This is a genomic window from Streptomyces sp. SN-593 (genome assembly GCF_016756395.1).
Taxonomy (GTDB): Bacteria; Actinomycetota; Actinomycetes; order Streptomycetales; family Streptomycetaceae; genus Actinacidiphila; species Actinacidiphila reveromycinica.
In genome coordinates this window covers 6,753,950-6,779,145 of sequence record NZ_AP018365.1, presented here as the reverse complement: position 1 = coordinate 6,779,145, position 25,196 = coordinate 6,753,950, and the positions used below count along the sequence as shown (strand labels likewise).

Annotated in this window: 19 protein-coding genes; 7 read left to right on the top strand and 12 right to left on the bottom strand. The window is 74.1% G+C overall.

What is annotated here, in order from left to right; genetic code table 11:
- Window positions 1-206: 206 nt before the first annotated feature.
- From RVR_RS29015 to RVR_RS28990, 6 genes are all read right to left on the bottom strand, one after another.
- Entirely contained in the window at window positions 207-2,219 is a 2,013-nt protein-coding gene (locus tag RVR_RS29015; RefSeq protein ID WP_202236868.1) for a sigma-70 family RNA polymerase sigma factor, read from the bottom strand.
- A 210-nt stretch (window positions 2,220-2,429) separates the two neighbouring features.
- On the bottom strand, window positions 2,430-3,548 hold the full coding sequence (locus tag RVR_RS29010; protein WP_237405027.1) for a winged helix DNA-binding domain-containing protein: 1,119 nt from the start codon (window positions 3,546-3,548) through the stop codon (window positions 2,430-2,432).
- Window positions 3,549-3,713: 165 nt separating this feature from the next.
- The gene (locus RVR_RS29005; RefSeq protein WP_202236866.1) at window positions 3,714-4,838 is read right to left on the bottom strand and encodes an XdhC family protein; all 1,125 of its coding nucleotides are present in this window, start codon (window positions 4,836-4,838) and stop codon (window positions 3,714-3,716) included.
- A gap of 171 nt (window positions 4,839-5,009) precedes the next feature.
- Entirely contained in the window at window positions 5,010-7,451 is a 2,442-nt protein-coding gene (pucD, locus tag RVR_RS29000) for a xanthine dehydrogenase subunit D (RefSeq protein ID WP_202239329.1), read from the bottom strand.
- Between the two features lie 86 nt (window positions 7,452-7,537).
- Complete coding sequence (locus tag RVR_RS28995; protein WP_202236865.1) at window positions 7,538-8,014, bottom strand: (2Fe-2S)-binding protein; 477 nt, start codon at window positions 8,012-8,014, stop codon at window positions 7,538-7,540.
- The gene (locus tag RVR_RS28990) at window positions 8,005-8,892 is read right to left on the bottom strand and encodes an FAD binding domain-containing protein (protein ID WP_202236864.1); all 888 of its coding nucleotides are present in this window, start codon (window positions 8,890-8,892) and stop codon (window positions 8,005-8,007) included. The genes RVR_RS28995 and RVR_RS28990 overlap by 10 nt, the downstream gene beginning before the upstream one ends.
- A 552-nt stretch (window positions 8,893-9,444) precedes the next feature.
- Between RVR_RS28990 and RVR_RS28985 the strand changes: the two genes are divergently transcribed.
- The 3 genes from RVR_RS28985 to RVR_RS28975 all read left to right on the top strand — a co-directional run bounded on the left by RVR_RS28985 (window position 9,445) and on the right by RVR_RS28975 (window position 13,336).
- Entirely contained in the window at window positions 9,445-11,415 is a 1,971-nt protein-coding gene (locus tag RVR_RS28985) for a PucR family transcriptional regulator (RefSeq protein WP_202236863.1), read from the top strand.
- Between the two features lie 362 nt (window positions 11,416-11,777).
- A complete protein-coding gene (locus tag RVR_RS28980) occupies window positions 11,778-12,530 on the top strand; it encodes a hypothetical protein (protein ID WP_202236862.1) in 753 nt (250 codons plus the stop codon).
- A 197-nt stretch (window positions 12,531-12,727) separates the two neighbouring features.
- Window positions 12,728-13,336, top strand: a complete 609-nt coding sequence (locus RVR_RS28975) for a TetR/AcrR family transcriptional regulator (RefSeq protein WP_202236861.1) — start codon at window positions 12,728-12,730, stop codon at window positions 13,334-13,336.
- A 17-nt stretch (window positions 13,337-13,353) separates the two neighbouring features.
- Here the strand turns inward: RVR_RS28975 and tgmC are convergent, their stop codons facing one another.
- Window positions 13,354-14,496: an ATP-grasp peptide maturase system methyltransferase gene (gene tgmC / locus RVR_RS28970; protein WP_202236860.1), complete on the bottom strand. Its 1,143-nt coding sequence runs from the start codon at window positions 14,494-14,496 to the stop codon at window positions 13,354-13,356.
- Window positions 14,493-15,371, bottom strand: coding sequence for a helix-turn-helix domain-containing protein (locus RVR_RS28965; protein ID WP_202236859.1), 879 nt, complete (start codon window positions 15,369-15,371; stop codon window positions 14,493-14,495). Before RVR_RS28965 ends, tgmC begins: the two co-directional genes overlap by 4 nt.
- Before the next feature lie 399 nt (window positions 15,372-15,770).
- Between RVR_RS28965 and RVR_RS28960 the strand changes: the two genes are divergently transcribed.
- Both RVR_RS28960 and RVR_RS28955 read left to right on the top strand, forming a co-directional pair.
- Window positions 15,771-16,610, top strand: coding sequence for a helix-turn-helix domain-containing protein (locus tag RVR_RS28960; protein WP_202236858.1), 840 nt, complete (start codon window positions 15,771-15,773; stop codon window positions 16,608-16,610).
- Window positions 16,607-16,816, top strand: a complete 210-nt coding sequence (locus RVR_RS28955) for a DUF397 domain-containing protein (protein ID WP_202236857.1) — start codon at window positions 16,607-16,609, stop codon at window positions 16,814-16,816. The genes RVR_RS28960 and RVR_RS28955 overlap by 4 nt, the downstream gene beginning before the upstream one ends.
- Window positions 16,817-16,960: 144 nt before the next feature.
- On the opposite strand, the gene asnB is transcribed toward RVR_RS28955, so the two are convergent.
- Window positions 16,961-18,802 carry an asparagine synthase (glutamine-hydrolyzing) gene (gene asnB / locus RVR_RS28950; protein WP_202236856.1) on the bottom strand — a complete coding sequence of 614 codons (1,842 nt, stop codon included), beginning with the start codon at window positions 18,800-18,802 and terminating at the stop codon, window positions 16,961-16,963.
- Between the two features lie 559 nt (window positions 18,803-19,361).
- A complete protein-coding gene (locus RVR_RS28945; protein ID WP_430393193.1) occupies window positions 19,362-20,195 on the bottom strand; it encodes a GntR family transcriptional regulator in 834 nt (277 codons plus the stop codon).
- Between the two features lie 165 nt (window positions 20,196-20,360).
- Between RVR_RS28945 and RVR_RS28940 the strand changes: the two genes are divergently transcribed.
- Together RVR_RS28940 and RVR_RS28935 are read left to right on the top strand one after the other, a co-directional pair.
- Window positions 20,361-21,182 (top strand): (2Fe-2S)-binding protein, encoded by an 822-nt coding sequence (locus RVR_RS28940; RefSeq protein WP_202236855.1) that lies wholly within the window; start codon window positions 20,361-20,363, stop codon window positions 21,180-21,182.
- A gap of 180 nt (window positions 21,183-21,362) precedes the next feature.
- Window positions 21,363-22,511 (top strand): DUF2637 domain-containing protein, encoded by a 1,149-nt coding sequence (locus RVR_RS28935; RefSeq protein ID WP_202236854.1) that lies wholly within the window; start codon window positions 21,363-21,365, stop codon window positions 22,509-22,511.
- 341 nt (window positions 22,512-22,852) lie between these two features.
- Here RVR_RS28935 and RVR_RS28930 read toward each other — a convergent pair whose 3' ends face one another.
- A complete protein-coding gene (locus tag RVR_RS28930; RefSeq protein WP_346731484.1) occupies window positions 22,853-23,269 on the bottom strand; it encodes an ATP-binding protein in 417 nt (138 codons plus the stop codon).
- A gap of 168 nt (window positions 23,270-23,437) precedes the next feature.
- Entirely contained in the window at window positions 23,438-25,180 is a 1,743-nt protein-coding gene (locus tag RVR_RS28925) for a pyruvate dehydrogenase (protein WP_202236853.1), read from the bottom strand.
- Between the last annotated feature and the right edge of the window lie 16 nt (window positions 25,181-25,196).

Genomic DNA, 25,196 nt, shown 5'->3' with positions numbered 1-25,196 from the left:
GGGTGACTTCGCACTGCGGCCTCCACGCTCTCCGAAGAGTCAACTCCCAACAGAATCAATCGGAGTCGAACAATAAGAGCGGGTTCATGGCCGCACAATAGGTGGGACACAGGAAGCGGATGTCCGTACTCCGACGGCCGCGGGCCCGGCCGGGCGCGGCCCGAAGCCCGGCGCAGCCCGCAGGCGGCTCCTCCCCGGGAAGGGGATCAGCGGGCCTGCTCGAAGGCGCGGCCCTCCTCCGTCACGACCGGGCCGCTGCGGAAGAGGCCGGTGCTGGGCCCGTCGTCCTTGGCCGGGAGGCCGAACCAGGCGTACCGCTGGAGGTAGGGCAGGCCGTCGAGCATCTTCGCGGCAGCCGTCAGGAACGCGGCCTGCTGCTGGTCGCTCGGGTAGCGCGCGGCGCCGCCGGAGAAGTCGGTGAGGGCGAACTCGGTGAGCCAGACGGGCTTGTGGTAGCGGTCGTACACGGACTGGACGTAGGACCTGAGCTGGGCGACGGCGTCGGCGGTGGTGAAGTCCCCGCCGTACCAGTGCAGCGTGATGAAGTCGACGCGGTAGCCCTTCTGCCGGGCGCCGGTCATGAAGCGGTCCAGCCAGCCGCCGGACGTGTCGGCGCCGTAGGCGACCGCCGGGCTGCCGAGCACCTTGCCGGCGGACTCCAACTGCGGCCACAACGCGAGGGCCTGGTCCACCGTCATGTTCGCCTGTCCCGACATGTCGGGCTCGTTGAACCCCAGCAGGTACGGCCCCGCCGCCTTCGCCTGGGCGAGGGCCGTGGCACTCGCGCTGTCGGCCCCCCAGATCATCGGCACGAAGCCGGGGCCGCTGATCCCGGCGTGCGTGGTGGACCAGGTGTAGTACCAGCTCGCGCCGGACCGCGCGAGCGCGGTGTCCACGCCGTCGAAGGTCCAGACGCCCACGCCCTTGCGGGTCGAGGTGGAGGCGGGCGCGGGCGCGGCGGGCGCCGCCGGGACCGCTGCGCGGGTCGTCGCCTTCGGGGTCGGTGTGCGGGTCGTCGGGGCGGGGGTCGTGGGGGACGCCTTCGGAGGCGTGGTGGGCGCGGGGGTGGTGGAAGCGGCACTCGTCGCGGTGCGGGCCGCCGGGGCGGACGGGGCGGCGTCGGCGGCGGGCGCCGACGGATCGGCGGCGAGGTGCACCGCCAGCAGCGCGCCGGCCGCCACGGCCGCGACCGCGGTGACGGCTGCGGCCGGGCCGGCGAGCGGCCCGTGCAGCAGGCGCGACCGCAGCCGGTGCGCTCCCCGGTGCGCACCGCTCCGCCGTGGGGGGTGGGAGTGCGGAGCGGTGCGCTGGGTGGGGGGTGCGGGGGACGGCTCCGCGGGAGCCGTCGTGGGGGTGGAGGCGGCGGGGTGGGCGGCCGGTGCGTGCGCGGCCGGCGGCAGGTGCCCGGGGGCCGGCAGCGGGCCCGGGTGCGGCCCGGCCGACGGCACCGGCACGGGCAGCAGCGGCAGCCCGCTGAGCAGCCGGTCCATCGGCAGCAGCACCCCGCCGAGCCGCCCGCACGCGTCGCAGCCCCGGACGTGCCGGGCGAAGCGCTTGCGCCACAGCGGGCTCGGCACGCCGTCCCAGGCGCCGGCGGTCTCCCGCAGCTCCGGGCAGGGTTCGGCCGCGCCGAGGGCGCGCACCACGGTCCGCGAGGTCTCCAGTTGCTCCTTCATCCGCTGGACCTTCACCGCGGCGTGCTGCCGGGACAGCCCGAGCGCGTCGGCCAGTTCGGACCGGCCGATGTCGCCGGTCTCCTCCAGCCACCACAGCGCCAGCAGCGTCCGGTCGTCGTGGTCCAGCCAGCGGGTCGCCTCGGCGATCTCCCGGCGCTGGTCGGTCAGCCCCAGCCGCAGGATCGTCACCGACGCGAAGTCCGAGGCCGGGTCCGGTATCAGCTCGGCCGCGTCCAGGCCCGTCTGGTGGTGCCAGGACGCCTTCCTGGCCTGCTCGCGGTCGCGCACCTGGCGGACCGCGATCGCCACCAGCCATGACCGGAAGGCGGCCGGGTCGCGCAGTTCGGCGAGGCCCCGCACCACGCGCAGCAGCGTCTCCTGGACCACGTCGTCCACGTCGTCGTTGCCGTCCAGGGCGCGGCCGACGATGTTGTAGACCAGCGGCAGGCACTGCGCCACGAGCCGGTCGAGCGCCTGCTCGTCGCCCGCCCGCGCCGCGGCCACCATCTCCGGGTCGGGCCCGCTCCGATCGCCTGCACGCATCCGCTCCGCCGTTCCGTCGTCGTGACTGGCCCCCGCCCCACACAACAGGAGACGGTGCCCCTCCCGGGCCGATAACGAAAATTCCGCCCCGGCCCGGGAACCCCCGGCCCACCGGCCGTCAGGGCGCCGGGGGCGTCGGAACTCCGGCCGGGACGGGGCCGTCCCGGGCCGTGCCGGGTCGGACCGGGCGGGGCGGGGGCCGTGCCGGCGTCAGGGCAGCGGCAGGAAGCGGACCGTGCGGAGGTGGCACGGGACGTCGCCGTGGGCGGCGGCGAGCAGGCGCAGGCCCTCCGCCTCCAGCGTGTCCCGGTCGGCGGGCCGCAGCGGCGCGAACGGGGTGACGGCGACCGCCACGGCCCCCTCGGCGCGCGCGGCCTTCTCGAAGCGCCAGGTGCCGGCGACGAACCCGTCGGCCAGGACGGTGCCGCTGACGAGCCCGTTGACGGAGATCACCCGGGAGGTGGGCACGTCGCCGAGGACCCGGGTGCGGTCGGCGTGCGAGAGCAGGAGGTTGTCGAAGTCGGCGACGTAGCGGGCGGCCACGGGGACGTCGGGGTCGGTGAGTTCGGCGTCCGGCAGGTCGTGGAGGACCCGCCCGTCCTCGGTCCGGTACGTCCGCAGGTCGAGGCCGGCGAACACCCGCTTGAGGCCGGTGAGGCCGGACCACTTCTGCATGTCGGCCGGGCCGGCGGGCCCGAACGCGGCGAGGTAGCGGCGGACCAGCCCGGCCGGGTCGGGGTCGTCGGCGGGCGGCGCGCCGAGCCAGTCGTCGGCGAACGTGTAGCGCAGCGCGCCGGGCTCGCCCCACACCCCGCGCGGCGGCACCTGGACGAGCGGCGCCCAGGCCCGGAGCGCGGTGACGAGCGCGGTCGGGTCGGCCTGGGGGAAGCGCGGGCCGAGCAGCCCCTTCAACTCGGCCGGCGCGAGTGGCCGTTCGGCCAGCGCGTCCCGGCCCGCGGCCACCAGCGCCGCCCTCTCGACGCCGCCGAGCCCCGCGGCCCACTGCGCCGAGCGCGGCCCCCGGTCGAGGGCCGGCTGGAGCCACGGCCGCAGCCGCAGCGCGTCCGCCGCGGTCACCAGGTGCACGGTGTCGCGCATCAACGCGAGCCGTACGACGCGGCGTTCGGTGAGCAGCCGGCCGAGCGCGGCGAAGTCGAAACCGGCCAGCCGGCTCCACAGTCCGGGGTAGGCGGAGGCGGCGTTCTGCGACTGAAGCCCCAGCAGGTGCGCGACCGCTTCCTCAGGGCCCATGTCGGCGGGCTCCAGCAGGAGTTGGCGTGCGAGCAGGGTCCGGTTGAGGGTGCGCCTACGGACGGAGTCGTTGACCATGTCCGCCACGGTACGGCGCCATGCGGACGGTTCCGGTCCGCGAGGCCGCGTGCCCCCGCCGGGGGTGACCCCGCAGGCGGGCGGCCCCGCCGGCGGGCGGCCTCCGACCGGCCGCACCCGCGACCCCGGCGGGCCGGGTCGCCCCGGAAGGTCCGCCCCCGCCGCTCAGGCGACCGCGTGGATGGGCGTGCCCGCCCCCGTCAGGGGCAGGCCGGTCCCGCCGTAGCGCAGGGCGACGACCTCCGCCGCGATCGACAGCGCGGTCTCCTCCGGGGTGCGGGCGCCGAGGTCGAGGCCGATCGGGGAGCGCAGCCGGCCCAGCGCGGCCTCGGGCAGCCCGGCCTCGCGGAGCCGGTCGAGCCGCCGCAGGTGGGTGCGGCGGGAGCCCATCGCGCCGACGTAGGCCACCGGGAGGCGCAACGCCCGCTCCAGCAGCGGCACGTCGAACTTCGCGTCGTGGGTGAGCACGCACACCACGGTGCGCGGGTCGATCCGCCCGGCCGCCGCCTCCGCGTCGAGGTAGCGGTGCGGCCACTCCACCACGACCCGGTCGGCCCCGGGGAAGCGGCGCTCGGTGGCGAAGACCGGCCGCGCGTCGCACACGGTCACCTCGTAGCCGAGGAACGCGCCCGCCCGCACCAGCGCCGCCGCGAAGTCGACCGCGCCGAAGACCAGCATCCGCGGCGGCGGCACGCTGGACTCCACCAGCAGCGTCAGCGGCTGCCCGCAGCGGCTCCCGTCGGCCCCGACCTCCACGGTGCCGGTGCGCCCGGCCGCGAGCATCGCGTGCGCCTGCCCGGCGGCCGTACGGTCCCGCGCCCGGTCGCCGAGCGAGCCGGCGTAGGACCCGTCCGCGCGCACCAGCAGGGCGCGGCCGAGGAGTTCGGCCGGGCCGTCGGCGACCCGGGCGACCGCCGCCGCCCGTCCGCACACGGCGGCGGCCAGCGCGTCGGCGATCTCGGGCCGCGCGCCGGGGTCGATCCGCTGGACCATGACGTCGATCTCGCCACCACAGGTCAGGCCGACGGCGAAGGCGTCCTCGTCGGAGTAGCCGAAGCGCTCCACCACGGTCGCCGGGCCCTCCCCGGACAGCGCCTCGCGGCACAGCTCGTAGACCGCGCCCTCGACGCAGCCGCCGGACACGCTGCCGACGGCGGTGCCCTCCTCGTCCACGGCGAGGGCCGCGCCGGCCTGCCGCGGGGCGCTGCCGCCGGTGGCGAGCACCGTCGCGACGGCGAACGGCCGGCCGCGCCCGCACCAGCGGTGCAGTTCGGTGGCGATGTCCAGCATGGCGGTTCAACTCCTCGGAGGGGTACGGCTGCTCGACACCGGGTCGGCGCTTCGATGGAAGGTCGTGCCCCGGGGGGACGGGCCGGGCGGACCGGGAGGCCGCCGGGGCCGGGGGCCGGAGCCTGCCCCACAGCCGGCCCCGGCCGGCGGCCCCGGCCCCGGCCCCGGCCGCTACGTTCCGGTGAGGTGTTCCGGCCGGACCGGGGTCCGGTTCAGCTCCAGTCCGGTCGCCTGCCGGATGGCGGCGAGGACGGCCGGGGTCGAGGACAGCGTGGGCGCCTCCCCCACGCCCCGCAGCCCGTACGGCGCGTTCGAGTCGGCGAGTTCGAGCACGTCGACGGGGATCGTCGGGGTGTCGAGGATGGTGGGGATCAGGTAGTCGGTGAAGGACGGGTTGCGGACCTTCGCGGTCCGCGGATCGACCACGATCTCCTCCATGACCGCGATGCCGAGGCCCTGCGTGGTGCCGCCCTGGATCTGGCCGGCCACCGACAGCGGGTTGAGCGCCTTGCCGACGTCCTGGGCGCAGGCCAGCTCGACCACCTTGACCAGGCCGAGCTCGGTGTCCACCTCGACCACGGCACGGTGGGCGGCGAAGCTGTACTGCACGTGCCCGTCGCCCTGGCCGGTGCGCAGGTCGAACGCCTGGGTCGGGCGGTGCCTGAACTCCAGTTCCAGGTCCACGCTCTCGTCCCCGAGCACGTCGGCGACAAGGGCCAGCGCCTCCCCGCCGTCGGTGACCACCCGGCCGTCCTCCAGCAGCAGTTCGGCGGTGGCCCAGGCCGGGTGGTGGGTGCCGAACCTGCGGCGGCCGATGTCGAGGACCCGCTCGCGTACGGCCTCGCAGGTGTTCTTCACCGCGCCGCCGGTCATGTACGTCTGCCGTGAGGCGGAGGTGGAGCCGGCCGAGCCGACCCGGGTGTCGGCGGGCTGGATGGTGACCTGGGTGACGCCGAGTTCGGAGCGGGCGATCTGCGCGTGCACGGTGACGCCGCCCTGCCCGACCTCGGCCATCGCGGTGTGCACGGTCGCCACCGGCTCGCCGTTGATCACCTCGATCCGCACCCGCGCGGTCGAGTAGTCGTCGAAGCCCTCGGAGAAGCCGACGTTCTTGATGCCGACCGCGTAGCCGACGCCGCGCACGACGCCCTCGCCGTGCGTGGTGTTGGACAGGCCGCCGGGCAGCGCGCGGACGTCGGCGCCCTCGGTGGTGCGCCACTGCTGCTCCGGCGGCATCGGCATCGCCTTGACCCGGCGCAGCAGTTCGGCGACCGGCGCGGGCGCGTCGACCCGCTGCCCGGTCGGCATGACGCTGCCCTGCCGCATGGCGTTGCGCTGCCGGAACTCCACCGGGTCCAGGCCGAGTTCCGCGGCGACCTTGTCCATCTGGGCCTCGTAGGCGAAGCACGCCTGTACCGCTCCGAAGCCGCGCATGGCGCCGCAGGGCGGGTTGTTGGTGTAGAGCGCGAGCGCTTCGAGGTCCACGTCGTCGACCACGTAGGGGCCGACCGACAGCGAGGCGGCGTTGCCGACGACGGCCGGCGAGGAGGAGGCGTAGGCGCCGCCGTCCAGCACGATCCGGCAGCGGACGTGGGTGAGTCGGCCGTCCCGGGTGGCGCCGTGCTCGTAGCTGAGCCGGGCCGGGTGGCGGTGGACGTGGCCGAAGAACGACTCGAAGCGGTTGTAGACCATCTTCACCGGCCGGCCGGTGCGCAGCGCCAGCAGGCAGCCGTGGATCTGCATCGACAGGTCCTCGCGTCCGCCGAAGGCACCGCCGACACCGGACAGCGTCATCCGGACCCTGCTCTCGGGCAGGCCGAGCACCGGCGCGATCTGCCGCAGGTCGGAGTGGAGCCACTGGGTGGCCACGTAGAGGTCCACACCGCCGTCCTCGGCCGGCACCGCGAGGCCCGACTCGGGGCCGAGGAACGCCTGGTCCTGCATGCCGAAGACGTACTCGCCGCGCACCACCACGTCGGCGCGGGCGGCCGCGGCGTCGGCGTCGCCGCGCACGACCGGCTGGCGGTGCACCACGTTGGGGTGCGGCACGTGACCGCTGTGGTGGTCCTCGCGGTCCTCGTGCACCAGGACCGCGTCGGGGCCGAGCGCGCTCGCCTCGTCGGTGACGACCGGCAGTTCCTCGTACTCGACGCGGATCCTGGCGGCGGCCCGGCGGGCGGTCTCGGGGTGGTCGGCGGCGACGAGGGCGACCGGCTCGCCGTGGTGGCGGACCTTGCCGTGCGCGAGCACCGGGGTGTCCCGGATCTCCAGGCCGTAGGTCCGCACCTCGGTGGGCAGGTCGTCGTAGGTGAGCACCGCGTGGACCCCGGGGGTGGCGAGTGCCTCGCCGGTGTGGACGGCGAGGATCCGCGCGTGGGCGACGGTGCTGCGCAGGGTGTGGCCCCACAGCATGTCCTCGTGCCACAGGTCGGAGGAGTAGGCGAACTCGCCGGTGACCTTGAGGACGCCGTCGGGGCGCAGCGTGGACGCGCCGACGCCGCCCCCGGCGCCGGCCGCGCCCTGGGTGAGGCTGGTCGGCGCGCGCCCGGGCACGGCGGCGGCCCGCGGCGGCCGTACGGTGGTGCGCGGCGCGCCGGCGGCGGTCCGCGGCATGCCGGCGGCGGTCTGCGGCATGCCGGCGGCGGGCGGCCGGCCGTCGCCGCCGGAGCCGCCGGGTACGGGCGAGGGCTCGGCCATCGTCACACCGCCTGTCCGGTACGGGCGGCCGCCAGGCGGACCGCGTCGAGGATCTTCTCGTAGCCGGTGCAGCGGCACAGGTTGCCCGACAGCGCCTCGCGGATGTCGCCGTCCGAGGGCTCGGGGTGGCGCTCCAGCAGTTCGTCGGCGGCGACCAGGAGGCCGGGCGTGCAGAAGCCGCACTGCACCGCGCCCGCGTCCACGAACGCCTGCTGCACGGTGGACAGGCGGCCGTCGGGGCCGGCCAGGCCCTCCACCGTGACCACCTCGCGGCCCTGGGCCTGCCCGGCGGCGACCAGGCAGGCGCACACCGGCACCCCGTCGAGCCGGACCGTGCACGATCCGCACTCCCCCTGCTCGCAGGCGTTCTTGGAGCCCGGCAGCCCCATCCGCTCGCGCAGCACGTAGAGCAGGCTCTCGCCCTCCCACACGTCGTCCGCCTCCTGCGGACGGCCGTTGACGGTCATCGTCACGCGCATGACTGGCTCCTCGGGTCGCCGCGGTACTCCTGCCAGGTCCATCCCAGGGTGCGGCGGGCCATCACGCCCAGCGCGTGCCTGCGGTACGAGGCGGTGCCCCGCACGTCGTCGATCGGGTTGGCGGCGCCGGCCACCAGGTCGGCGAACTGCGCCGCCACCGACGGCGGCAGGGGCCGGCGGCTCTCCCACAGCCCGTCCTCGTCGAGCGCGGCGGCCAGGAACTCCTCGGCGGTCCGCGCCCGGATCGGGGTGGGCGCGGCCGAGCCGATGCCGGTGCGCACGGTGCGCGTGCCGGGGTGCAGCGCGATCCCGAAGGCGCACACCGCGATCACCATCGCGTTGCGGGTGCCGACCTTCGAGAACTGCTGCGGGCCGGTCGCCCGGGGCAGGTGGACGGCGCGGATCAGTTCGTCGGGCTCCAGCGCGTTGCGCTTCACCCCGAGGTAGAAGTCGTCGATCGGGATCATCCGGCTGCCGCGGACCGACTCCGCCTCCACGTGGCCGCCGCCGGCCAGCAGCGCCGGGTGGGCGTCGCCCGCCGGGGAGGCGGTGCCGAGGTTGCCGCCGACCCCGCCGCGGTTGCGGATCTGCGGGGAGGCGACGGTGTGGGCGGCGAGCGCCAGTCCCGGCAGTTCGGTGCGCAGGTGCTCGATGATCCTGGTGTAGGGGACGGACGCGCCCAGGCGTACGGTCCGCGCGCCGGCCTCCCACTCCTGGAGTTCGGTGATGCGGTTCAGGTCCATCAGGTGTGCGGGCCTGCGGTGGTCGAAGTTGATCTCGACCATCACGTCCGTGCCACCGGCGATGGGGACCGCGGCCGGGTGCTCGGCCTTCGCGGCGAGCGCCTCCTGCCAGGTGGCGGGGCGCAGGAATTCCATGCGGACTCTTCTCTCGGACCGCTCCGGAGGACTCGGCCGGGTCCGGATGCTCGGCGGGGCTGTTCCTGCCTTGTACACACGGCGTGCGGCCAGTACACGGCCGCGGGGCCGTTCGGGTGCAGTCACCGAACACATGAAGCGCTTGGCTGGCCAGGCGCCTGGTCTTGTACATTCCTCCGAAAGGGGCTGTCGCGAAACGTCGCGGCATCCCACCGGCAACACGGGTGCCGCACACTGCGCGGGGGCGCCGGTGATCACCGGCCCCGGCCGGGCGGCGCACCCGTAGCGGTCACGGCGGCGTACGGACACGGTGTACGGGCGCGGTGTACGGGCGCGGAGTCCGGACACGGAGTCCGGGCGCGGCAGAGCGGCGTGCGGGCGCGGCGTGCGGGCGCGGCGGCGGGCGGCACGGGCGCCGGTCCGGACGACGGGGTGCGGCACCGGCCCCGCGCGGGCCGTGGCGGTGCGTTGCGGTCGTGGCGGTGCGTTGCGGTGCGTTGCGGGCCACGGGGACGCCCCGCGGGCCGACGAGCAAGGACGAGGCGAGGACGAATGCGGCTGAGCGCACTGCTGGAGACCGACGCACTCGGCCTGCGCCTGCTCGGTGGCGGCGACGAGCTGGACCGGACCGTGCGCGGGGTGATGACCACCGACCTGCGCGACCCGAGCCGCTACCTGACCGGCGGCGAGCTGGTCCTCACCGGGCTGGCCTGGCGGCACACGCCGGCCGACTCCGAGCCGTTCGTCCGGCTGCTGGCCGCCGCCGGGGTGGCCGCGCTCGCCGCGGGCGACGCGGAGGTCGGCACCATCCCGCAGGACCTGGTCGACGCCTGCGCCCGGCACCGGCTGCCGCTGTTCGCGGTCGGCGAGCACGTGGCGTTCGCGACGGTCACCGAGTACGTGGTGCGGCAGGTGTCCGGTGAGCGGGCCGGGGACCTGGCGGCCGTGGTCGACCGGCACCGGCGGCTGATGTCGGCCGGTCCCGGCAGCGGCGGACCGGAGGCGGTGCTCGACCTGCTCGGCACCGACCTGGACCTGCGGGCGTGGGTGCTGTCCTCGACCGGCCGGGAGATCGCCGGGTCCGGACAGCCGCTGCCCGCCCCGGTCCGGGCGGAACTCGCCGGCGCGCAGCAGGCCGCGAGCCGGACCGGACGCCCGGCGCCGTACCGGGTCGCCGTGCAGGGCGGCCGGGTGTACTCGCTGTTCCCGGTCCGGACCGCCGGGGGCGCCGACATCCGCGCCACGGTGCTGTCGGACTGGTTCCTCGCGGTCGAGGCGGACGCCGCGGACTGGCCGGCCGAGCGGCTGGACCTGCTGCGCGGGGTGGCGCAGCTGATCGCGGTCGAGCGCGAGCGGCGCGACGCGGCCCGGGCGGTCAGGCGACGGCTCGCCTCGGAGGTCTTCGAGCTGGTCGCCGGCGGCGCGGCGGCCTCGGAGATCGGGGCACGGCTGCGGGCGGCGACGCCGGTGCTGCTGCCCGGGGCCGGGGCCGCGCCGCAGTGGCAGATCGTGGTGGCCCGGGTGGACTGGGCGGGCGCGGGCGACCAGGCGCCGCCGGGACCGGTCGCGCGGACGCTGCTGGAGGAGTTGCTCGCGGATCCGGCGGAGCCGGGCGCGGACGCGGCCGACCGGGTGGCGGTCGCGGTCGCGGAGGACCGGGCGATGGCGCTGGTGCCGCTGGTCCCGCAGGAGGCGGCGGGGCGCGGCGGCGGCCGTGGCGGCGTGTTCGGGGCGGCGGCGGGCAGTACGGGGGCGGGCGGCGCGACGGGCACAGGTGGCGCGAACTCGGGCGGCGCGACGGGCGCAAGCCGCGCGACGGGCACGGGCGGCACCGGCGCGGGCAGTACGGACTCAGGCGGCACGGGGACGGGCGGCGCGAACTCGGGCGCGAGCGGTGGAGGCGCGGGCCGTTCGGGGACGGGCGGCGCGGCTGACTCACCCGGGTCCACCGGGACGGCGGGCACCGCCAAGCGCCCGGGCCACACGTCCGGCACCGGTGGCGGCGCCCCGGCGGAGGACGGGACCGTCGCGCTGCGGGCGGACCGGCTGCTGGCCGCCGTACGCGGCCCCCTCGCCCGCGGCCTGGCCGACGACGGCCGCCTGACGGTCGGGGTGAGCGCGGCGGTCGGCTCCCCCGAGGGGCTGCGCGGCGCGCTGGAGGAGGCGCGGCACGCCCGCCGGGTGGCCGCGGCACGCCCCGGCCCGGTCTGCGTCGCGGGGCACGACGAACTCGCCTCCCACGTCCTGCTGCTGCCCTTCGTCCCCGACGACGTGCGCCGTGCCTTCACCGCGCGGCTGCTCGACCCGCTGCACGCGTACGACCGCAGGCACCGTGCCGAGCTGATCCCGACGCTGGTGGCGTTCCTGGACTGCGACGGGTCGTGGACCCGGTGCGCGAGCCGCCTCCACCTGCACGTCAACACGCTGCGGTACCGGATCGGCCGGATCGAGCAGCTCACCGGGCGGGACCTGGCCCGCCTGGAGGACAAGCTCGACTTCTTCCTCGCGCTGCGCATGAGCTGAGCGATCGGGCCGGCCGGGGCGAGTGGCGGACGTGCCCGCGGTGTGCGCCCCTTGTGCGCCGCTCGTGCGCTCGTGAAAGTGATCCCTTTCACAAGAAGTGATCGCCGACCCCTTGGCGCGGGCCCCTTCCGCGTGCTGGACTTCCGCCACCGCGCACGCGCACGCGCTCCGGCACAGCTCCTCGCGCGGCGCCGCACCACGCGGAGAAACACGGCGGCACAGGGCGCCGCACGACAACGCAGCACGGAATCACGGAACACGCAGCAACGCATCACACGCACGGCACACGTACACGCACACACCAACACAGGCACACACGCACTTGCTCGCACTGGCTCGAAGACGCGCTTGGGGGAGATGCTGTGGCGGACACCGCCTTGTCGGAATCGGTGGTCGGGGTACCCGATGTGTGGCGGCTGCGGGCACGCGGCTGCTGGACGGAGGCGGCGGCGCTGCTCGCGCCGTTCGCGGCGGGCGACGCCGGGACCGCGCTGAGCAGGGCGGAACTCCTGGTCGAGGCGTGTTTCTACCAGGTGGACGGCTGGGCCGAGGCGGAGGACGCGCTGCGCACCGCCGAGGCGCTGGCCGGCACCGACGAGGAGCGCGGCGCCGCCGCCTCGGAGCGCGGCTGCCTCGCCTACGGCGCCACCGTCTTCTCGGTGCACGACCGCGCCGACGAGGCCCGCTCGGCGTTCGGGCGCAGCGCGGCCCTGCTGGGGCCCGGCTCCCCCGGCCGGCCGCTGCTGGACTTCCGGCGCGGGCTCGTCGCCGAGAACATCGCGGAGAACCCGGCGGCCGCGCGCGCCGCCTACCGCCGTGCCCACGCGGGTGCGGTCGCCCACGGCGACACCCTCCTGACCTCCTCGACCTGGCGCCACCTCGCCGGCCTCGCCGTGCGGGAGGGCGACCTCGCCGAGGCCCGGCACGGCTTCGCGGAGTCGCTGCGGATTCGCGTCGCCCTCGGCCACCTGGTCGGCACCGCGCCCGCGCTGCTCTCGCTGGCGACCGTCAGCCCGGACCCCGCGGAGGCCGCCCGCCTGCGCGCCGAGGCGGCCCGCCTGCACGCGCTCCTGGGAGGCGTGCCGGTCTGGCTGGCCGAGGAACTCGCCACCTGACCCGCCCGCGGCCTCGCGGCCCGCCCTGCGGTCTCGGTTCCGGCGCCGTGGCGTGGCCGCGCCGCGGCCGCCCCGCCGGCGTCCCGTGGGCGGCCGGCCGCCGTCCCGTCGGCGTCCCGCCGGCACAGTGCCGGCGAAGTAAACTCGCGCATCGCCGTTCACTCCCCGTCCGGAACGGCACCACGAGAGGACGGCGCATGGCGAAGCGCGGTGAGGAACTGCGGAACCACATCCTGTGGGCGGCGAAGGACGTCTTCCTGGAGATGGGGTTCGAGCGCGCGTCCATGGACGTGGTGGCCGCGCGCGCCGAGACCTCCAAGCGCAGCCTGTACGCGCACTTCGAGAGCAAGGACAACCTCTTCCTCGCCGTGGTGGACCTGGTGCGCGAGCGCTACCTCGGCAGGCTCGGCACTCCCGCCGACTACGGCGAGGACACCGCCGAGGCGACCGTGCTGTTCTGCGGCCGCCTGGTGCAGATGCTGCTGTGGACGCCGACGGTCCGCACCTGCCGGCTGGGCATCTCCGAGGCCGGCCGGTTCCCGGAGGCGGCCGCCGGCTACCACGACGCGGTCTTCGCCACCGCCCACGACCGGCTGGCCGCGTTCCTCGCCGAGCGCCTCCGGCGGCCGCCCGAGGCCGGCGCCGCGCTCGCGGAGGAGTTGATCGGCCGGACCGTCTACCCGCTCTTCACCCGCGCCCTGTTCGGCGTCACCCCCTCCCGCGACGCGTCACCGGACCCGGCGGAGATCGCCCGCCACGTCGATCTCACCCCGATCCGCGAAGCGGTCGCCGCCGCCCTCCCGTAGGGCCTGTCCCCCGGAGGTCAGATCGGGAGGTCCCACCCGGGTCCGTCCTCGCCCCCCAGCCAGACGCGTTGCCCGGCGACCGAGGCGGTGATGCCGAACTCCTGCTGGTGCGGCTCGCCGGCGGCCTGCCAGCGTTGCACGGCACGTTCGACCCGGTCCCACAGGCGGACCGGACCACGCTGGACGACGCTCCAGCCGCCGTGGGCACCGTGAGCCGTCCGCGCCTGCGAGCCGGTGGACACGTCCCAGAGGATCTGCTCCGCCCCCGCCCCCAGGCGTTCGGCCCCGGGCACGGCGAGCTGAGCGACCCAACCGCCGGTCCAGTCGTCGAGCTTGGCGGGGTCGATACGGCTCGGCCGCTCGTCCCCGGGCAGCAGCGCCAGGGCCGGCCGGGGCGGCCGGTCGTGGGTCCGGGCGATCATGAAGCTGGTGAAGCCGGGCAGGAACCGGCCCGCGGCCTCCCCGGGGCCGGTCACTTCCAGCAGCGCGAGGGCGTGGGCGTAGCTCCATCCCGAAAGCGTGGCCAGAATTCTTCCGCCCGGCCGCACCTGGTGCAGCCACGGCACCGGGATGTACCGCACCGCGCACGTGGCGATCAACCGGTCGTACGGGCCCCCGTCCGGGTCTCCGCGCAGCCCGTCACCGATGAGGAGGCGGGGCGCGAACCCGGCCGCCTCCAATGCCGCCGCGGCGGCTTCCCCCACCACCGGGTCGTACTCGACGCTGGTGACACCGGCTTCGCCGAGGACGTGCGCTCCGAGCGCGGTCGAGTACCCCGTTCCGGTTCCGATCTCCAGAATCCGCTGCCCTGCCTCGACGTCGAGCCGCTGCCACATGCGCAGCACCAGCGACGGCAGGGTGGACGACGAGGACGGGGAGCCGGTCACCGATCCACCGGCCACGTGCTCGGGCCGGACACGGCCGTCCAGTTGGGTGATCAGCGTGTCGTCGGAGTAGACACCCTCCAGCCATCCGGGCTCGCCTTCCCGGACCGGCCGGAAGCTGGTCGGGAAGCTGCCCGCGACCGGCCGGAAGTAGGACCCGGTGAACAACTCGCGGGGTATCGCCGCGGCGGCAGCGCGCCATGCGGGATCCGCGAGGGCGCCCTTGCCGACGAGTTCCTCCACCAGCGCTGCGCGCAGCCGGGCCGAAGTGCTCACGTGTCGGGGGCCTGGTCGCGGAGGGCGCGGAGGAAGGTGAGGGATTCGGTCGGGGTGAGGGCGGTGTCGCGGAGGATGTCGTAGGCGAGGCGGAGGGGTTCGACGTCCTCGGGTTCTTCGACGAGGTGGCCGCCGAGGCTGCTTTGCGTGTAGGCGACGGTGCGGCCGTCGGGGAAGTAGAGGAGTTCGACGGAGCCGAGGATGTGGTGGGGTCCGGTGCCGAACGGCACCACGTGCAGGGAGATGTCGGGGCGTTGGGCGGCCTCGATGAGGTGGTCGAGTTGCCCGGTCCAGGTGTGCCGGTCGCGTGCCGTGCGGCGGAGCACGGCTTCGTCGATCAGGGCGCGGTAGTGGACGGGCTCGGGGTCGGTGAGGCGTGCCTGCCGGGCCATCCGTGCGGCGACGCGTGCGGCGAGTGCGGTGCTGCCGGGGCGTGCGGTGCGCAGTTGCTCGGTGGCGTAGGCGCGGGTCTGGAGGAGTTCGGGTACGGCGCTGAGGGCGTACTCCTGGATGCCGACGGCTTCGGCCTCCAGGGGCGCCAGGCCCAGGAAGGGCCGGTCGCGTACCTCGCGTTTGGCCAGGTGCCAGAGTTTGACCAGGAGCATCCCGGTTCCGTAGACGCGGTCCAGGGCGCCGGCGGCCTCGACGGTGCCGAGGCGCGTTCCGCGTTCGAGGCGGTGCAGGTAGGACTGTTCGTACAGGCAGAGTTCCGCGAGTTGGACCAGGGTCATCCCGGACTGCCTGCGCCGGTAGGCGAGTTCGCTCGCGTACACCTCCCGTGCGGACAGCCGCTCCCAGTCGATGAGTTCCTTCCCGCTGCCGCTGCCATTGCCGCTGCCATTGCCGTTCCCGTTGTCTTTGCCGTCGCCGGTCATACGGTTCTCCTCTCCGCGATGTGTTCTTCGTCATAGTGGCGGCGCGGTGGGCGCGTAATTGTGCGTAGTTTCCGCCGCACCCGCCGCCCGATATCGATGCGGAGCCGTTGAAGGGGTCAACTTCTCGCGTTCTTACGCACGTTCAAGGCTGCGGCAGCGTGCGCAGGAGCAGGGCGGAAAGGCGGAACTCCAGCATGTCGGCACGTTTTTCGGAGCAACGTTGTGGCGTTTCTTGACGGTCACGCGCTTCCCGGACTCCGCGTCAATTCGGTACACCGCCAGAGTCATGGCCATAGCTCACCTCTTTCAGCAGTTGTTCCACCACCGAATGCGCCTATCCTGACCTACTGTCAGAAGCCCTTCAAATCATCGAAAATGAAGGATAGTTCGGGGGTCGGCATGGTCAACATCAAGGAACTCCACCCGGAAAGCAGCCCGCGAGCCGCGTTCGGAGCGCGGGTGCGCAGGTGGCGGGAGCGCCACGGGTGGAAACAGGAGGAGCTGGGCGATCGGGTGGGGTGTTCCAGCCAGCACATCTCGGCTCTCGAAACTGGTCGCAAGCCGTCAACCCTCTCCACAGCACGGCGGCTTGACGTCGCCTTCGGCACGGCCAACACCGCGAACTCGTTCGAACGCGAACACATCGAGATGCGGCGGGGCTCGATGCTGGAGGGTTTCCCGGAGTACGTCGGGTACGAGGCCAGGGCGACGGAGATCCGGCTGTTCGAGATCGGCATCATCCCGGGGTTGCTGCAAACACGCGAGTACGCGGAAGCCATGGCAGAGGGCGAAGTCCAGCGGGGCACCATCACGGCTGAGCAGGCCGCCGAGCGGGTCGCTGTCCTGATGGACCGGCAAGCGGCGCTGGTGAGGGTTCGGCCGCCCCTGGTGATCGTCGTGTTGGACGAGGGCTCTCTGCATCACGCAGTCGGTGGCGCCGAGGTCATGAACGCCCAGTTGCAACGGCTGGTCGAGGTGGCCGCTCAGCCCCACTGGATCGTCCAGGTGGCCCCCTTCAGCATGGGTGCGCGCCGCTCGTTCAACCTCTCGATCTACCTGCTCACCCTCGCGGACCGATCCGTTGCCCTGTACGCCGAGTCACAGGCGCAGGGACACTTCGACCGAGAACCGACCGCCGTACTGCCCCTGCTCGGGGCCTACCATCAACTACAGGCCGAGGCGCTGTCGCAGGCGGCGTCCGTGGCCATGGTCCACCAGCTACGAAAGGGCATGTCGTGACGACCGAATCCCCTCGTTGGTTCAAGTCCTCGTACAGTTCCAATGGCGGTGCCTGCGTCGAGGTCGCTGCCAACCTCATCACTTCGAGCGGCGTGGTCCCCGTGCGCGACTCCAAGGACCCGGGCGGCCCGGCCCTGGCCTTCCCGGCCGCCTCGTTCGCCTCCTTCGTCGCGGGGGTCAAGGCCGGCGAGTTCCCGCTCGGCTGAGCCCGTACCGACGCCAACACCGGTACCGGTCCCGGTCCCGGTCCCGGTCCCGGTCCCGGTCCCGGTATGGCCGAACGGCCCCGTCGCCTCTCGCAGGCAACGGGGCCGTTCGGCCGGTCACTTCACGCGCTCACGTACCTCCGGTCAGGTCAGCTTCAGGGTGGGGCGGTACATGTCGATCCACAGCGCCAGGTCCAGGGCGCGCTCCAGGCCGCGCCGCGACGCCTGCGTGATCTGCGGGGTGTCGATGCGCACCGCCTCCTCCAGCACGCTGCGGCTGACGAGTTCGAAGACCGGGTGGGAGGGCTGCGCCAGCACCTCCTTGACGTTCTTCTGGAGGGCGACCGCGTACGCCGGGTCCTGCGTCGACGGGTAGGGGCTCTTGACCCGGTCGTAGACCGAGCGCGGCAGCACGTCGGCGGTCGCCTCGCGCAGCAGGCTCTTCTCGCGCCCGTCGAAGGACTTCAGCGCCCAGGGCGCGTTGTAGACGTACTCCACCAGGCGGTGGTCGCAGAACGGCACCCGCACCTCCAGGCCCACCGCCATGCTCGCCCGGTCCTTGCGGTCGAGCAGGATGCGTACGAACCGGGTCAGGTGGAGGTAGGAGATGGTGCGCATCCGGGACTCGAAGTCGCTCTCGCCGTCGAGCCGTCGCACCTCGCCGGAGGCCGTGGCGTAGGAGTCCGCGACGTAGGACGCGAGGTCCAGGCTGTGCTTGAGGTCCTCCCCGAGGATCGCCTCGTCGTCACCGAAGTGCCGACCGAAGCTCTCCAGCCAGGGGAACGTGAGGCCCTTGCGCGCCTCGGGGTCGAAGAACTGGAGGTAGCCGCCGAAGACCTCGTCGGCCGACTCCCCGGACAGCGCCACCGTCGAGTGCGCGCGGATCGCCTTGAAGAGCAGGTAGAGCGACGCGTCCATGTCGCCGAAGCCCGCGGGCAGGTCCCTGGCCGCGATCACCCGGGAGCGCACCTCGGGGTCGGCGAGCTGGTCGGAGTCCAGCACGATGTCCTGGTGCTCGGTGCCGGAGGTCCGGGCCACGTCGTGCACGAACGGCGTGTCGGGGGTGCCGCGCAGCTCGTCGGCCACGAAGTTCTCGGCCTGCCCGACGAAGTCGACCGCGAAGCTGCGGACGGTCTCCCCGGTCCGGGCGAGCTGCTGCGCGGCCAGCGCGGTCATCGCGGAGGAGTCCAGCCCGCCGGACAGCAGCGTGCAGCGCGGGACGTCGGCCACCAGTTGGCGGCGCACGATGTCGTCGAGCAGCGTGCGCACGTGCCGGATCGTCGCCTCCTTGTCGTCGGTGTGCGGCCGGGTCTCCAGCGACCAGTACCGGTGGGTGCGGATGCCGGAGCGGTCCACGGTCACCACGGTGCCCGGCTCCACCTCGTGCATGCCGTCCCAGAACCCGTGCCCGGGCGTCTTGACCATGACCAGCAGCTCGCGCAGCCCGTCGAGCGTCACCGTCCGCTCGGCGAGCGGGTTGGCCAGGATCGCCTTGGGCTCGGAGCCGAACAGCACGCCGTCGGCGGTCGGGTAGTAGTAAAAGGGCTTGATGCCCATCCGGTCCCGGACCATCACGAGCTTCTTCTCGCGGTCGTCCCAGATGGCGAAGGCGTACATCCCGTTCAGCCGCTCCGCGACCGCCGCGCCCCACTCCAGGTAGCCGTGCAGCACCACCTCGGTGTCCGAGTCGGTGGTGAACCGGTGGCCGCGACCGGCCAACTCGGCGCGCAGCTCGGTGAAGTTGTAGGTCTCGCCGGAGTAGACCATGGCGACGGTGCCGCCGGGTGCCTCGACGGTCATCGGCTGGCGGCCACCGGGCAGGTCGATGATGGCGAGCCTACGGTGGCCGAGCGCCGCCGGACCGCTGATCCAGGTGCCCCGGTCGTCGGGACCCCGGCAGGACATCGTCTCGGTCATCGCGTCGACCGTCGGCCGCTGCCCGGCCAGGTCACGCTGGTACGAGACCCATCCGGTGATTCCGCACATCCGCTTCTCCGTCCACTCGTCACTCGACCGCTCGTCCACGCGGCACGCAACGCGCTCGCAACACGAATTCATGTGTATTGAGCACCTAAACGGATGGTCGTTCCGGCGCGGCACACCCGTCAACGGCCGCCAGACGGTAGGTGTATGCAGTAAGCAACTTTCGGTCATCATGCGAATGGCCTGCATGAACAAGGCCCGCAGCGCGCAGTGCTCACCCTCCGTCAAAGGCTTGGGCATGACTTTGCCCGGCGTTGGGCCTATCGGAGCGGAACGGTGGAGGGACGGGTTCCGCGACGCACTTCGTATACAGCCCGATCCACGCCAACGGGACGGCCCGCCCCTCGGGAGCGGCTCCCGCCGGGCCGCGGCGAACGGCCGAATACCTCCCACCCCGCTTCCGGCCACGCTGGCCGGTTCGCCGCCCTTGCGGCGGGAGTGACCCCGTGAGGCGGATGTGGCTTCCGCGGCGGCCGCGGACACGGTCCGGGCCCCGCCCTACGGAACGGAGGAGCCGCCTTACGGAACGGAGGAGCCGCCCTACTGAACAGAGGCGCCGTCGCTACCGGGCGGGAGCGCCCTCCGCGCCCTCCGCCCCGCCCGCACCCGCGCACCCGCCGCCCGCTCCGAAGTGCCGCCGGGCCACGGCCTCCGCCAGCTCCGCGTCCCCCGCGGCCACCGCGTCGAGCAGCCCGCAGTGCTCGGCGGCGTCGGCGACCAGCCGGTCCCGGACGGCGACGACGCCGCCCTCCCGGCGCAGCACGGCGGCGGGCCACTGCGTACGGCAGTGCAGCTCGTCCGCGACGGCGACCAGGTGCCGGTTGCCGGACAGCCCCAGCACCGCGCGGTGGAAGGCCCGGTCCGCCTCGGCGTACGCCCCGCTGTCGCCGCGCGCCGCCAGCGCCACCGCCGCGTCGGCGAGCGGTCGCAGCTCCTCCCAGCGGTCGGCGGGCACCGCGCGGGTCAGTTCGAGCACCACCGGGACTTCGAGCAGCGCCCGCACCTGCGCCAGCTCGGCGAGGTCGCGCTCGGTGTGCTCGGCGACGCGGAACCCCCGGTTGGGCAGCACCTCGACGGCACCCTCGCGGGCGAGCAGTTGCATCGCCTCGCGGACCGGGGTGGCGGAGACGCCGTAGCGCGCGGCCAGCTCCGGCGCGGAGTGCACCGAGCCGGGCGCGAGCCGCCCGGAGACGATCGCGGCGCGCAGCCCGTCGAGCACCTGGTCCCGTACGGACAGCCGCTCGGGCACCCGCGCGGGCGGCACCATGGCCGTGGCCGGCTCCACCGTCTCCTGCTCCTCTCCCCCGCCGTCGCCGCGGGCCGATCTCCGCCGTCGCCCCGGATCGCTCCGCTCGGCGCGGCTCCCAGCCGCCCACGGGGCCGCGTCGGCCGGCACCGGAAAAACACCCGAACACGCCCGGGCACGTCCGGCCGCGGACCCGCGACATCCCGTTGACCTGCACTGTTGCGATCCGGCCGCCGGGTGCGCCGGCGCACTCACCCGTCCGGCGTACGGCCGCTAGCGTAAACCCTCCCGGGCGCGGTTAAGGTAAGCCTTACCATGCTTGCGACGAGCGCTTCCTACGCCCGGCTGTCCGCGGTCTTCCCGCAACTGCGGATCACCGCCGCCCCGCCGCCCTCCGGCGCGGGCTGGATCGGCGCGGGCGAGCTCGCGGCGGGCGGCGCCGCGCTGGAGGCGTTCGTGACGCAGACCACGGCGGAGCTGGCCCCGGGCCGCGACCGCCCGCCGCGTCCGGACGTCGCGGCGACCCTCGCCCTGCACCGCTACCTCTGGCCGGCGTGCCTGCTCTTCACGGTGCCGTGGTTCCTGCACGGCAGGGTGCCGCGGCTGCCGGTGGAGGACGTGGCGTTCCAGCCCGCGAGCGGCCGGATCACCGTACGGACCCGGTCGTTCAGCTGCCTTCCGGGCGACCCGGGCGCGGCACTGCCCGGCGCGCGCACCGCGGACCACCCGGCCGCGCTCCGCGACGAGCTGCGAGCGGCGGTCGCCGAGCACGTCGCGCCGGTGCTCGCGGGCTTCGGACCGCTGCTGCGGCGCGGCCGACACGCGCTGTGGGGCATGGTCACCGACGAGATCACCGAGGGGCTCTGGTACGTCGGCCGGCTGTTCGACCAGGAGGAGCGGGCGGTGACCGAACTGGCCGCGCTGCTGCCGGGCGGCATCCACCCCTTCCCGGGCGGTGCGGGTTTCCAGCCGGCTACGGCAGTTGACGGGCCGTCAACCGGCACACCGTGCGCATCCTCCTCGCGCACCCGCCTCACCTGCTGCCTTTACTACACCATCAGTCCCGCGGACACCTGTACCACCTGCCCGAGGCGGCGGGTGGCGGACCGGATCGACCGCCGGGCGTCCGTGGCCTGACCGACCACGCTACGATCTCGCTCAACTAATCCGTTCTGGCACGTGAGTTCGAGCACCCGGGAACCCGTACGCGTGCTCTTGTGCCGTAAGGTCTGCACCCATCCGCACTCTGCACGATGATGTCGGTCGTAAGCAGCCGCAACGGCCCGAGCGCGACGGAAGCGACACGAGGAATCGCATATGAGAATCACGGACATATCGCTGGACTGGATGATCTCGGCCGGTATCGGTCTGGTCGTCCTCGCGGCTTGCGTCTTCGTCTTCCGCAACCGCCGCGCGTCCGGTGACAGCGCCACCCAGGGCGATTCCTGGGAGCGCAGCGAGGAACGCCGGCGCCGCAAGGAAGCGGTCTACGGCAGCGCCTCGTACGTGCTGCTGTTCTGCTGCGCCGCGGTGGCCGCCGCCCTGTCGTTCCACGGCCTGGTCGGCTTCGGTCGGCAGAACCTCGGTCTGACCAACGGCTGGGAGTACCTGGTGCCGTTCGGTCTGGACGGCGCGGCGATGTTCTGCTCGGTGCTGGCGGTCCGCGAGGCCAGCCACGGCGACGCGGCACTCGGTTCGCGCATGCTGGTGTGGATGTTCGCCGGCGCCGCCGCCTGGTTCAACTGGGTGCACGCGCCGCGCGGCGTCGAGCACGCCGGCGCGCCGCAGTTCTTCGCCGGCATGTCGCTGTCGGCCGCGGTGCTCTTCGACCGCGCGCTGAAGCAGACGCGCCGGGCGGCGCTGCGCGAACAGGGCCTGGTGCCGAGGCCGTTGCCGCAGATCCGGATGGTGCGATGGCTGCGTGCCCCGCGCGAGACGTACGGCGCCTGGTCGCTGATGCTGCTGGAGGGCGTGCGCTCGCTGGACGAGGCGGTCGAGGAGGTCCGCGAGGACAAGCGGCAGCGCGAGCAGAACGAGTTGCGCCGCCGCGAGCACGACCGGATGGAGCGCGCGAAGATCAAGGCGCTGACCCGGCAGGGTCGGCCGTGGCCGCGCGGGGGGCGGGGCGGCCGCCAGGTCGAACTGCCCGCCAGCAGCAGCGCGGGCAGCGGCCAGCCCGCTTCGGAGCCTGTAATAGCCCCTTCGGTGGAGCTGCCGGCCGGCGAGCTGCCGGTGCGGGCGCGTCCCGCGCTCCAACCGGTCCGCGAGGGCGCGCCGGCTCCGGCGCCGGCCGTCAACTCCGCGGCGGAGCAGCCGGCTTCGGCGTCCCGGTCGGCGGAGCCCGCGTCCACGCCGGCGTCGAGCCCGAAGACGATCGACCTGATCGCCGAGGACGACACGCTGACGCTGCCCCGGCTGGACTCCCTGGAGCGCAAGTTGGAGGATCTGGAGCGGCAGTTCGGCTGAGCGCCTGAGCGCCTGAGCGTACGAAGTGCGGCACGGTGGCGTGGCTGCCGGACGGACACCGGTCCGCCCGCGGTCACGCCGTCGCCGTTCCGGGGGCGGTGTCGGGCCCGGGCGGGTACCGCGCCCGGGCTGTCGCCGCCTGGTCACCGCGCCGTCGCCGGTCCTGCCGCCGTCGGCCCGCGCCGCCCGTGTCCGCCGCGGGTCCGCGATCGGGTGATCAGGCGGACGGGCCGTCGGACGGAAGGCGGCGAGTCGGTGAGACGGCGAGACGGCGAGACGGCGAGACGGTCAGGCTGCCGGTCGGTCAGCCGGTCAGCCGGTCAAGGCAGCGGTTCGCGGCCTCAGTTCGGATGCGCGCGCAACTCGAACCAGACCTCCTTCCCGCCGGTCGGGCACGGTCGCACGCCCCACGCGTCGGCGAGCGCCTCGACGAGCAGCAGTCCGCGCCCCGAGGTGCCGTGGTCGCCTGCGGGATCGACCTCCCGTCGCCGCGGGCGCGGCAGGCGGGCGACGGTGTCGCGGACCTCGATCCGCAGCCACTGCCCCGCCATGCCGGCGCGCAGCGCCTCCGGCGAGAGCGTCGCGGTCAGCACGGCGCCGCCGCAGGTGTGCTGGAGTGCGTTGGTGAGAAGTTCGGTGGCCAGTAGTTCCGTCGTGTCCACCAGTGCGGAGACGCCCCACTCCCGCAGGTTGTCCCGAAGGACCCTGCGGGTCTCGGCGACCGCGGGCAGATCCGCCCGCCGTACCGCGCGCCGCAACCGGTACCCCGTGATGTTCGTCCTGCTTCCCCCGTTCGGGCCGCCTGTTCGTTCCCCTGTCGATAGGAATGCCCACCACGACTGCGTCCACTCATCCCAGGGTTCGGCTCAGCGCGAACCTTCCGCGCCGGCCTCCCGCGCGGCCCTCCCGACCCGGCGCGAAGCGCCCTACGGGCGGGGGACGTTGCGCAGGTTGGCGCGGGCGAGCTGGACCATCTTGCCGACACCGCCGTCCAGGACGGTCCGGCCCATCGACAGCGCGAACCCGCCGATCTGCTCGCCGGTGATCTTCGGCGGGATGGACAGCGCGTGCGGGTCGGTCACGACGTCGACCAGCGCCGGCCCCTTGTGCCGGAAGGCGTCCTTGAGGGCGCCGCGCAGGTCCTTGGGCCGCTCCACCCGGACCCCGTGGGCGCCCGCGGCCCGCGCGATGGCGGCGAAGTCCGGGTTGTGGTTGGTGGTGCCGTAGGCCGGCAGGCCCTCGACCATCATCTCCAACTCCACCATGCCGAGGGAGGAGTTGTTGAACAGCACCACCTTCACCGGCAGGTCGTACTGCACGAGGGTGAGGAAGTCGCCCATCAGCATGCTGAACCCGCCGTCGCCCGACATCGAGACCACCTGGCGCTTCAGGTCCAGGAACTGCGCCCCGATCGCCTGCGGCAGCGCGTTGGCCATCGACCCGTGCGAGAAGGAGCCGATCACCCGCCGCCGGCCGTTGGGCGTCAGATAGCGCGCCGCCCACACGTTGCACATCCCGGTGTCCACGGTGAACACCGCGTCGTCGGCGGCCACCTCGTCCAGCACCGAGGCGACGTACTCCGGATGGATCGGCACGTGCTTGTCCACCTTGCGGGTGTACGCCTTCACGACGCCCTCCAGCGCGTCGCTGTGCTTCTTCAGCATCCGGTCCAGGAAGGCGCGGTCCTTCTTCTCCCGCACCCTCGGCGTCAGGCAGCGCAGCGTCTCGCCCGCGTCCCCCCACACCGCGAGGTCCAACTTCGACCGGCGGCCCAGGTGTTCGGGCCGCACGTCGACCTGCACGAGGGTCACGTCGTCGGGCAGGAAGGCGTTGTACGGGAAGTCCGTGCCCAGCAGGATCAGCAGGTCGCACTCGTGCATGGCCTCGTACGCGGCGCCGTAGCCGAGCAGCCCGCTCATGCCGACGTCGAAGGGGTTGTCGTACTGCACCCACTCCTTGCCGCGCAGCGCGTGCCCGACCGGTGACTTGACCTTCTGGGCGAACTCCATCAGCTCGTCGTGCGCGCCCGCGGTGCCGCTGCCGCAGAAGAGGGTGACCCGCTGGGCGCGGTCCACCAGCCGGGCCAACTGGTCGATCTCCGCGTCCCCCGGGCGGATCGCCGGGCGGCTGGTGACCAGCGCGTGCTCCTCGGTGCGCTGCGGTGCCTGCTGCGCCGCGATGTCACCGGGCAGGCTGATCACGGACACCCCGCCCTGGCCGACCGCGTGCTGGATCGCGGTCTGGAGCACCCGGGGCATCTGGGCGGCGTTCGAGACCAGCTCGCTGTAGTGGCTGCACTCCTGGAAGAGCCGGTCGGGGTGGGTCTCCTGGAAGTAGGTGGTGCCGATCTCGCTGCTCGGGATGTGCGAGGCGAGCGCCAGTACCGGCGCCATCGAGCGGTGCGCGTCGTACAGCCCGTTGATCAGGTGCAGGTTGCCCGGCCCGCAGGAGCCGGCGCAGGCCGCCAGCCGCCCGGTGAGCTGCGCCTCCGCGCCGGCCGCGAAGGCCGCGGCCTCCTCGTGGCGCACGTGCACCCAGTCGACGGCGCGGTTGCGGCGCACCGCGTCCACCACGGGGTTCAGGCTGTCGCCGACCACCCCGTACAGGCGCCGCACCCCCGCCCGCGCCAGGATGTCGACGAACTGCTCGGCCACCGTCTGCTTCGCCATGGTGACCATCTCCCCA

Coding starts and splice junctions, on each gene's coding strand:
- RVR_RS29015 (WP_202236868.1), bottom strand. CDS start 2,219: ATGCGTGCAGGCGATCGGAGCGGGCCCGACCCGGAGATGGTGGCCGCG.
- RVR_RS29010 (WP_237405027.1), bottom strand. CDS start 3,548: ATGGTCAACGACTCCGTCCGTAGGCGCACCCTCAACCGGACCCTGCTC.
- RVR_RS29005 (WP_202236866.1), bottom strand. CDS start 4,838: ATGCTGGACATCGCCACCGAACTGCACCGCTGGTGCGGGCGCGGCCGG.
- pucD (WP_202239329.1), bottom strand. CDS start 7,451: ATGCCGCGGACCGCCGCCGGCGCGCCGCGCACCACCGTACGGCCGCCG.
- RVR_RS28995 (WP_202236865.1), bottom strand. CDS start 8,014: ATGCGCGTGACGATGACCGTCAACGGCCGTCCGCAGGAGGCGGACGAC.
- RVR_RS28990 (WP_202236864.1), bottom strand. CDS start 8,892: ATGGAATTCCTGCGCCCCGCCACCTGGCAGGAGGCGCTCGCCGCGAAG.
- RVR_RS28985 (WP_202236863.1), top strand. CDS start 9,445: ATGCGGCTGAGCGCACTGCTGGAGACCGACGCACTCGGCCTGCGCCTG.
- RVR_RS28975 (WP_202236861.1), top strand. CDS start 12,728: ATGGCGAAGCGCGGTGAGGAACTGCGGAACCACATCCTGTGGGCGGCG.
- RVR_RS28965 (WP_202236859.1), bottom strand. CDS start 15,371: ATGACCGGCGACGGCAAAGACAACGGGAACGGCAATGGCAGCGGCAAT.
- RVR_RS28960 (WP_202236858.1), top strand. CDS start 15,771: ATGGTCAACATCAAGGAACTCCACCCGGAAAGCAGCCCGCGAGCCGCG.
- asnB (WP_202236856.1), bottom strand. CDS start 18,802: ATGTGCGGAATCACCGGATGGGTCTCGTACCAGCGTGACCTGGCCGGG.
- RVR_RS28940 (WP_202236855.1), top strand. CDS start 20,361: ATGCTTGCGACGAGCGCTTCCTACGCCCGGCTGTCCGCGGTCTTCCCG.
- RVR_RS28935 (WP_202236854.1), top strand. CDS start 21,363: ATGAGAATCACGGACATATCGCTGGACTGGATGATCTCGGCCGGTATC.
- RVR_RS28925 (WP_202236853.1), bottom strand. CDS start 25,180: ATGGCGAAGCAGACGGTGGCCGAGCAGTTCGTCGACATCCTGGCGCGG.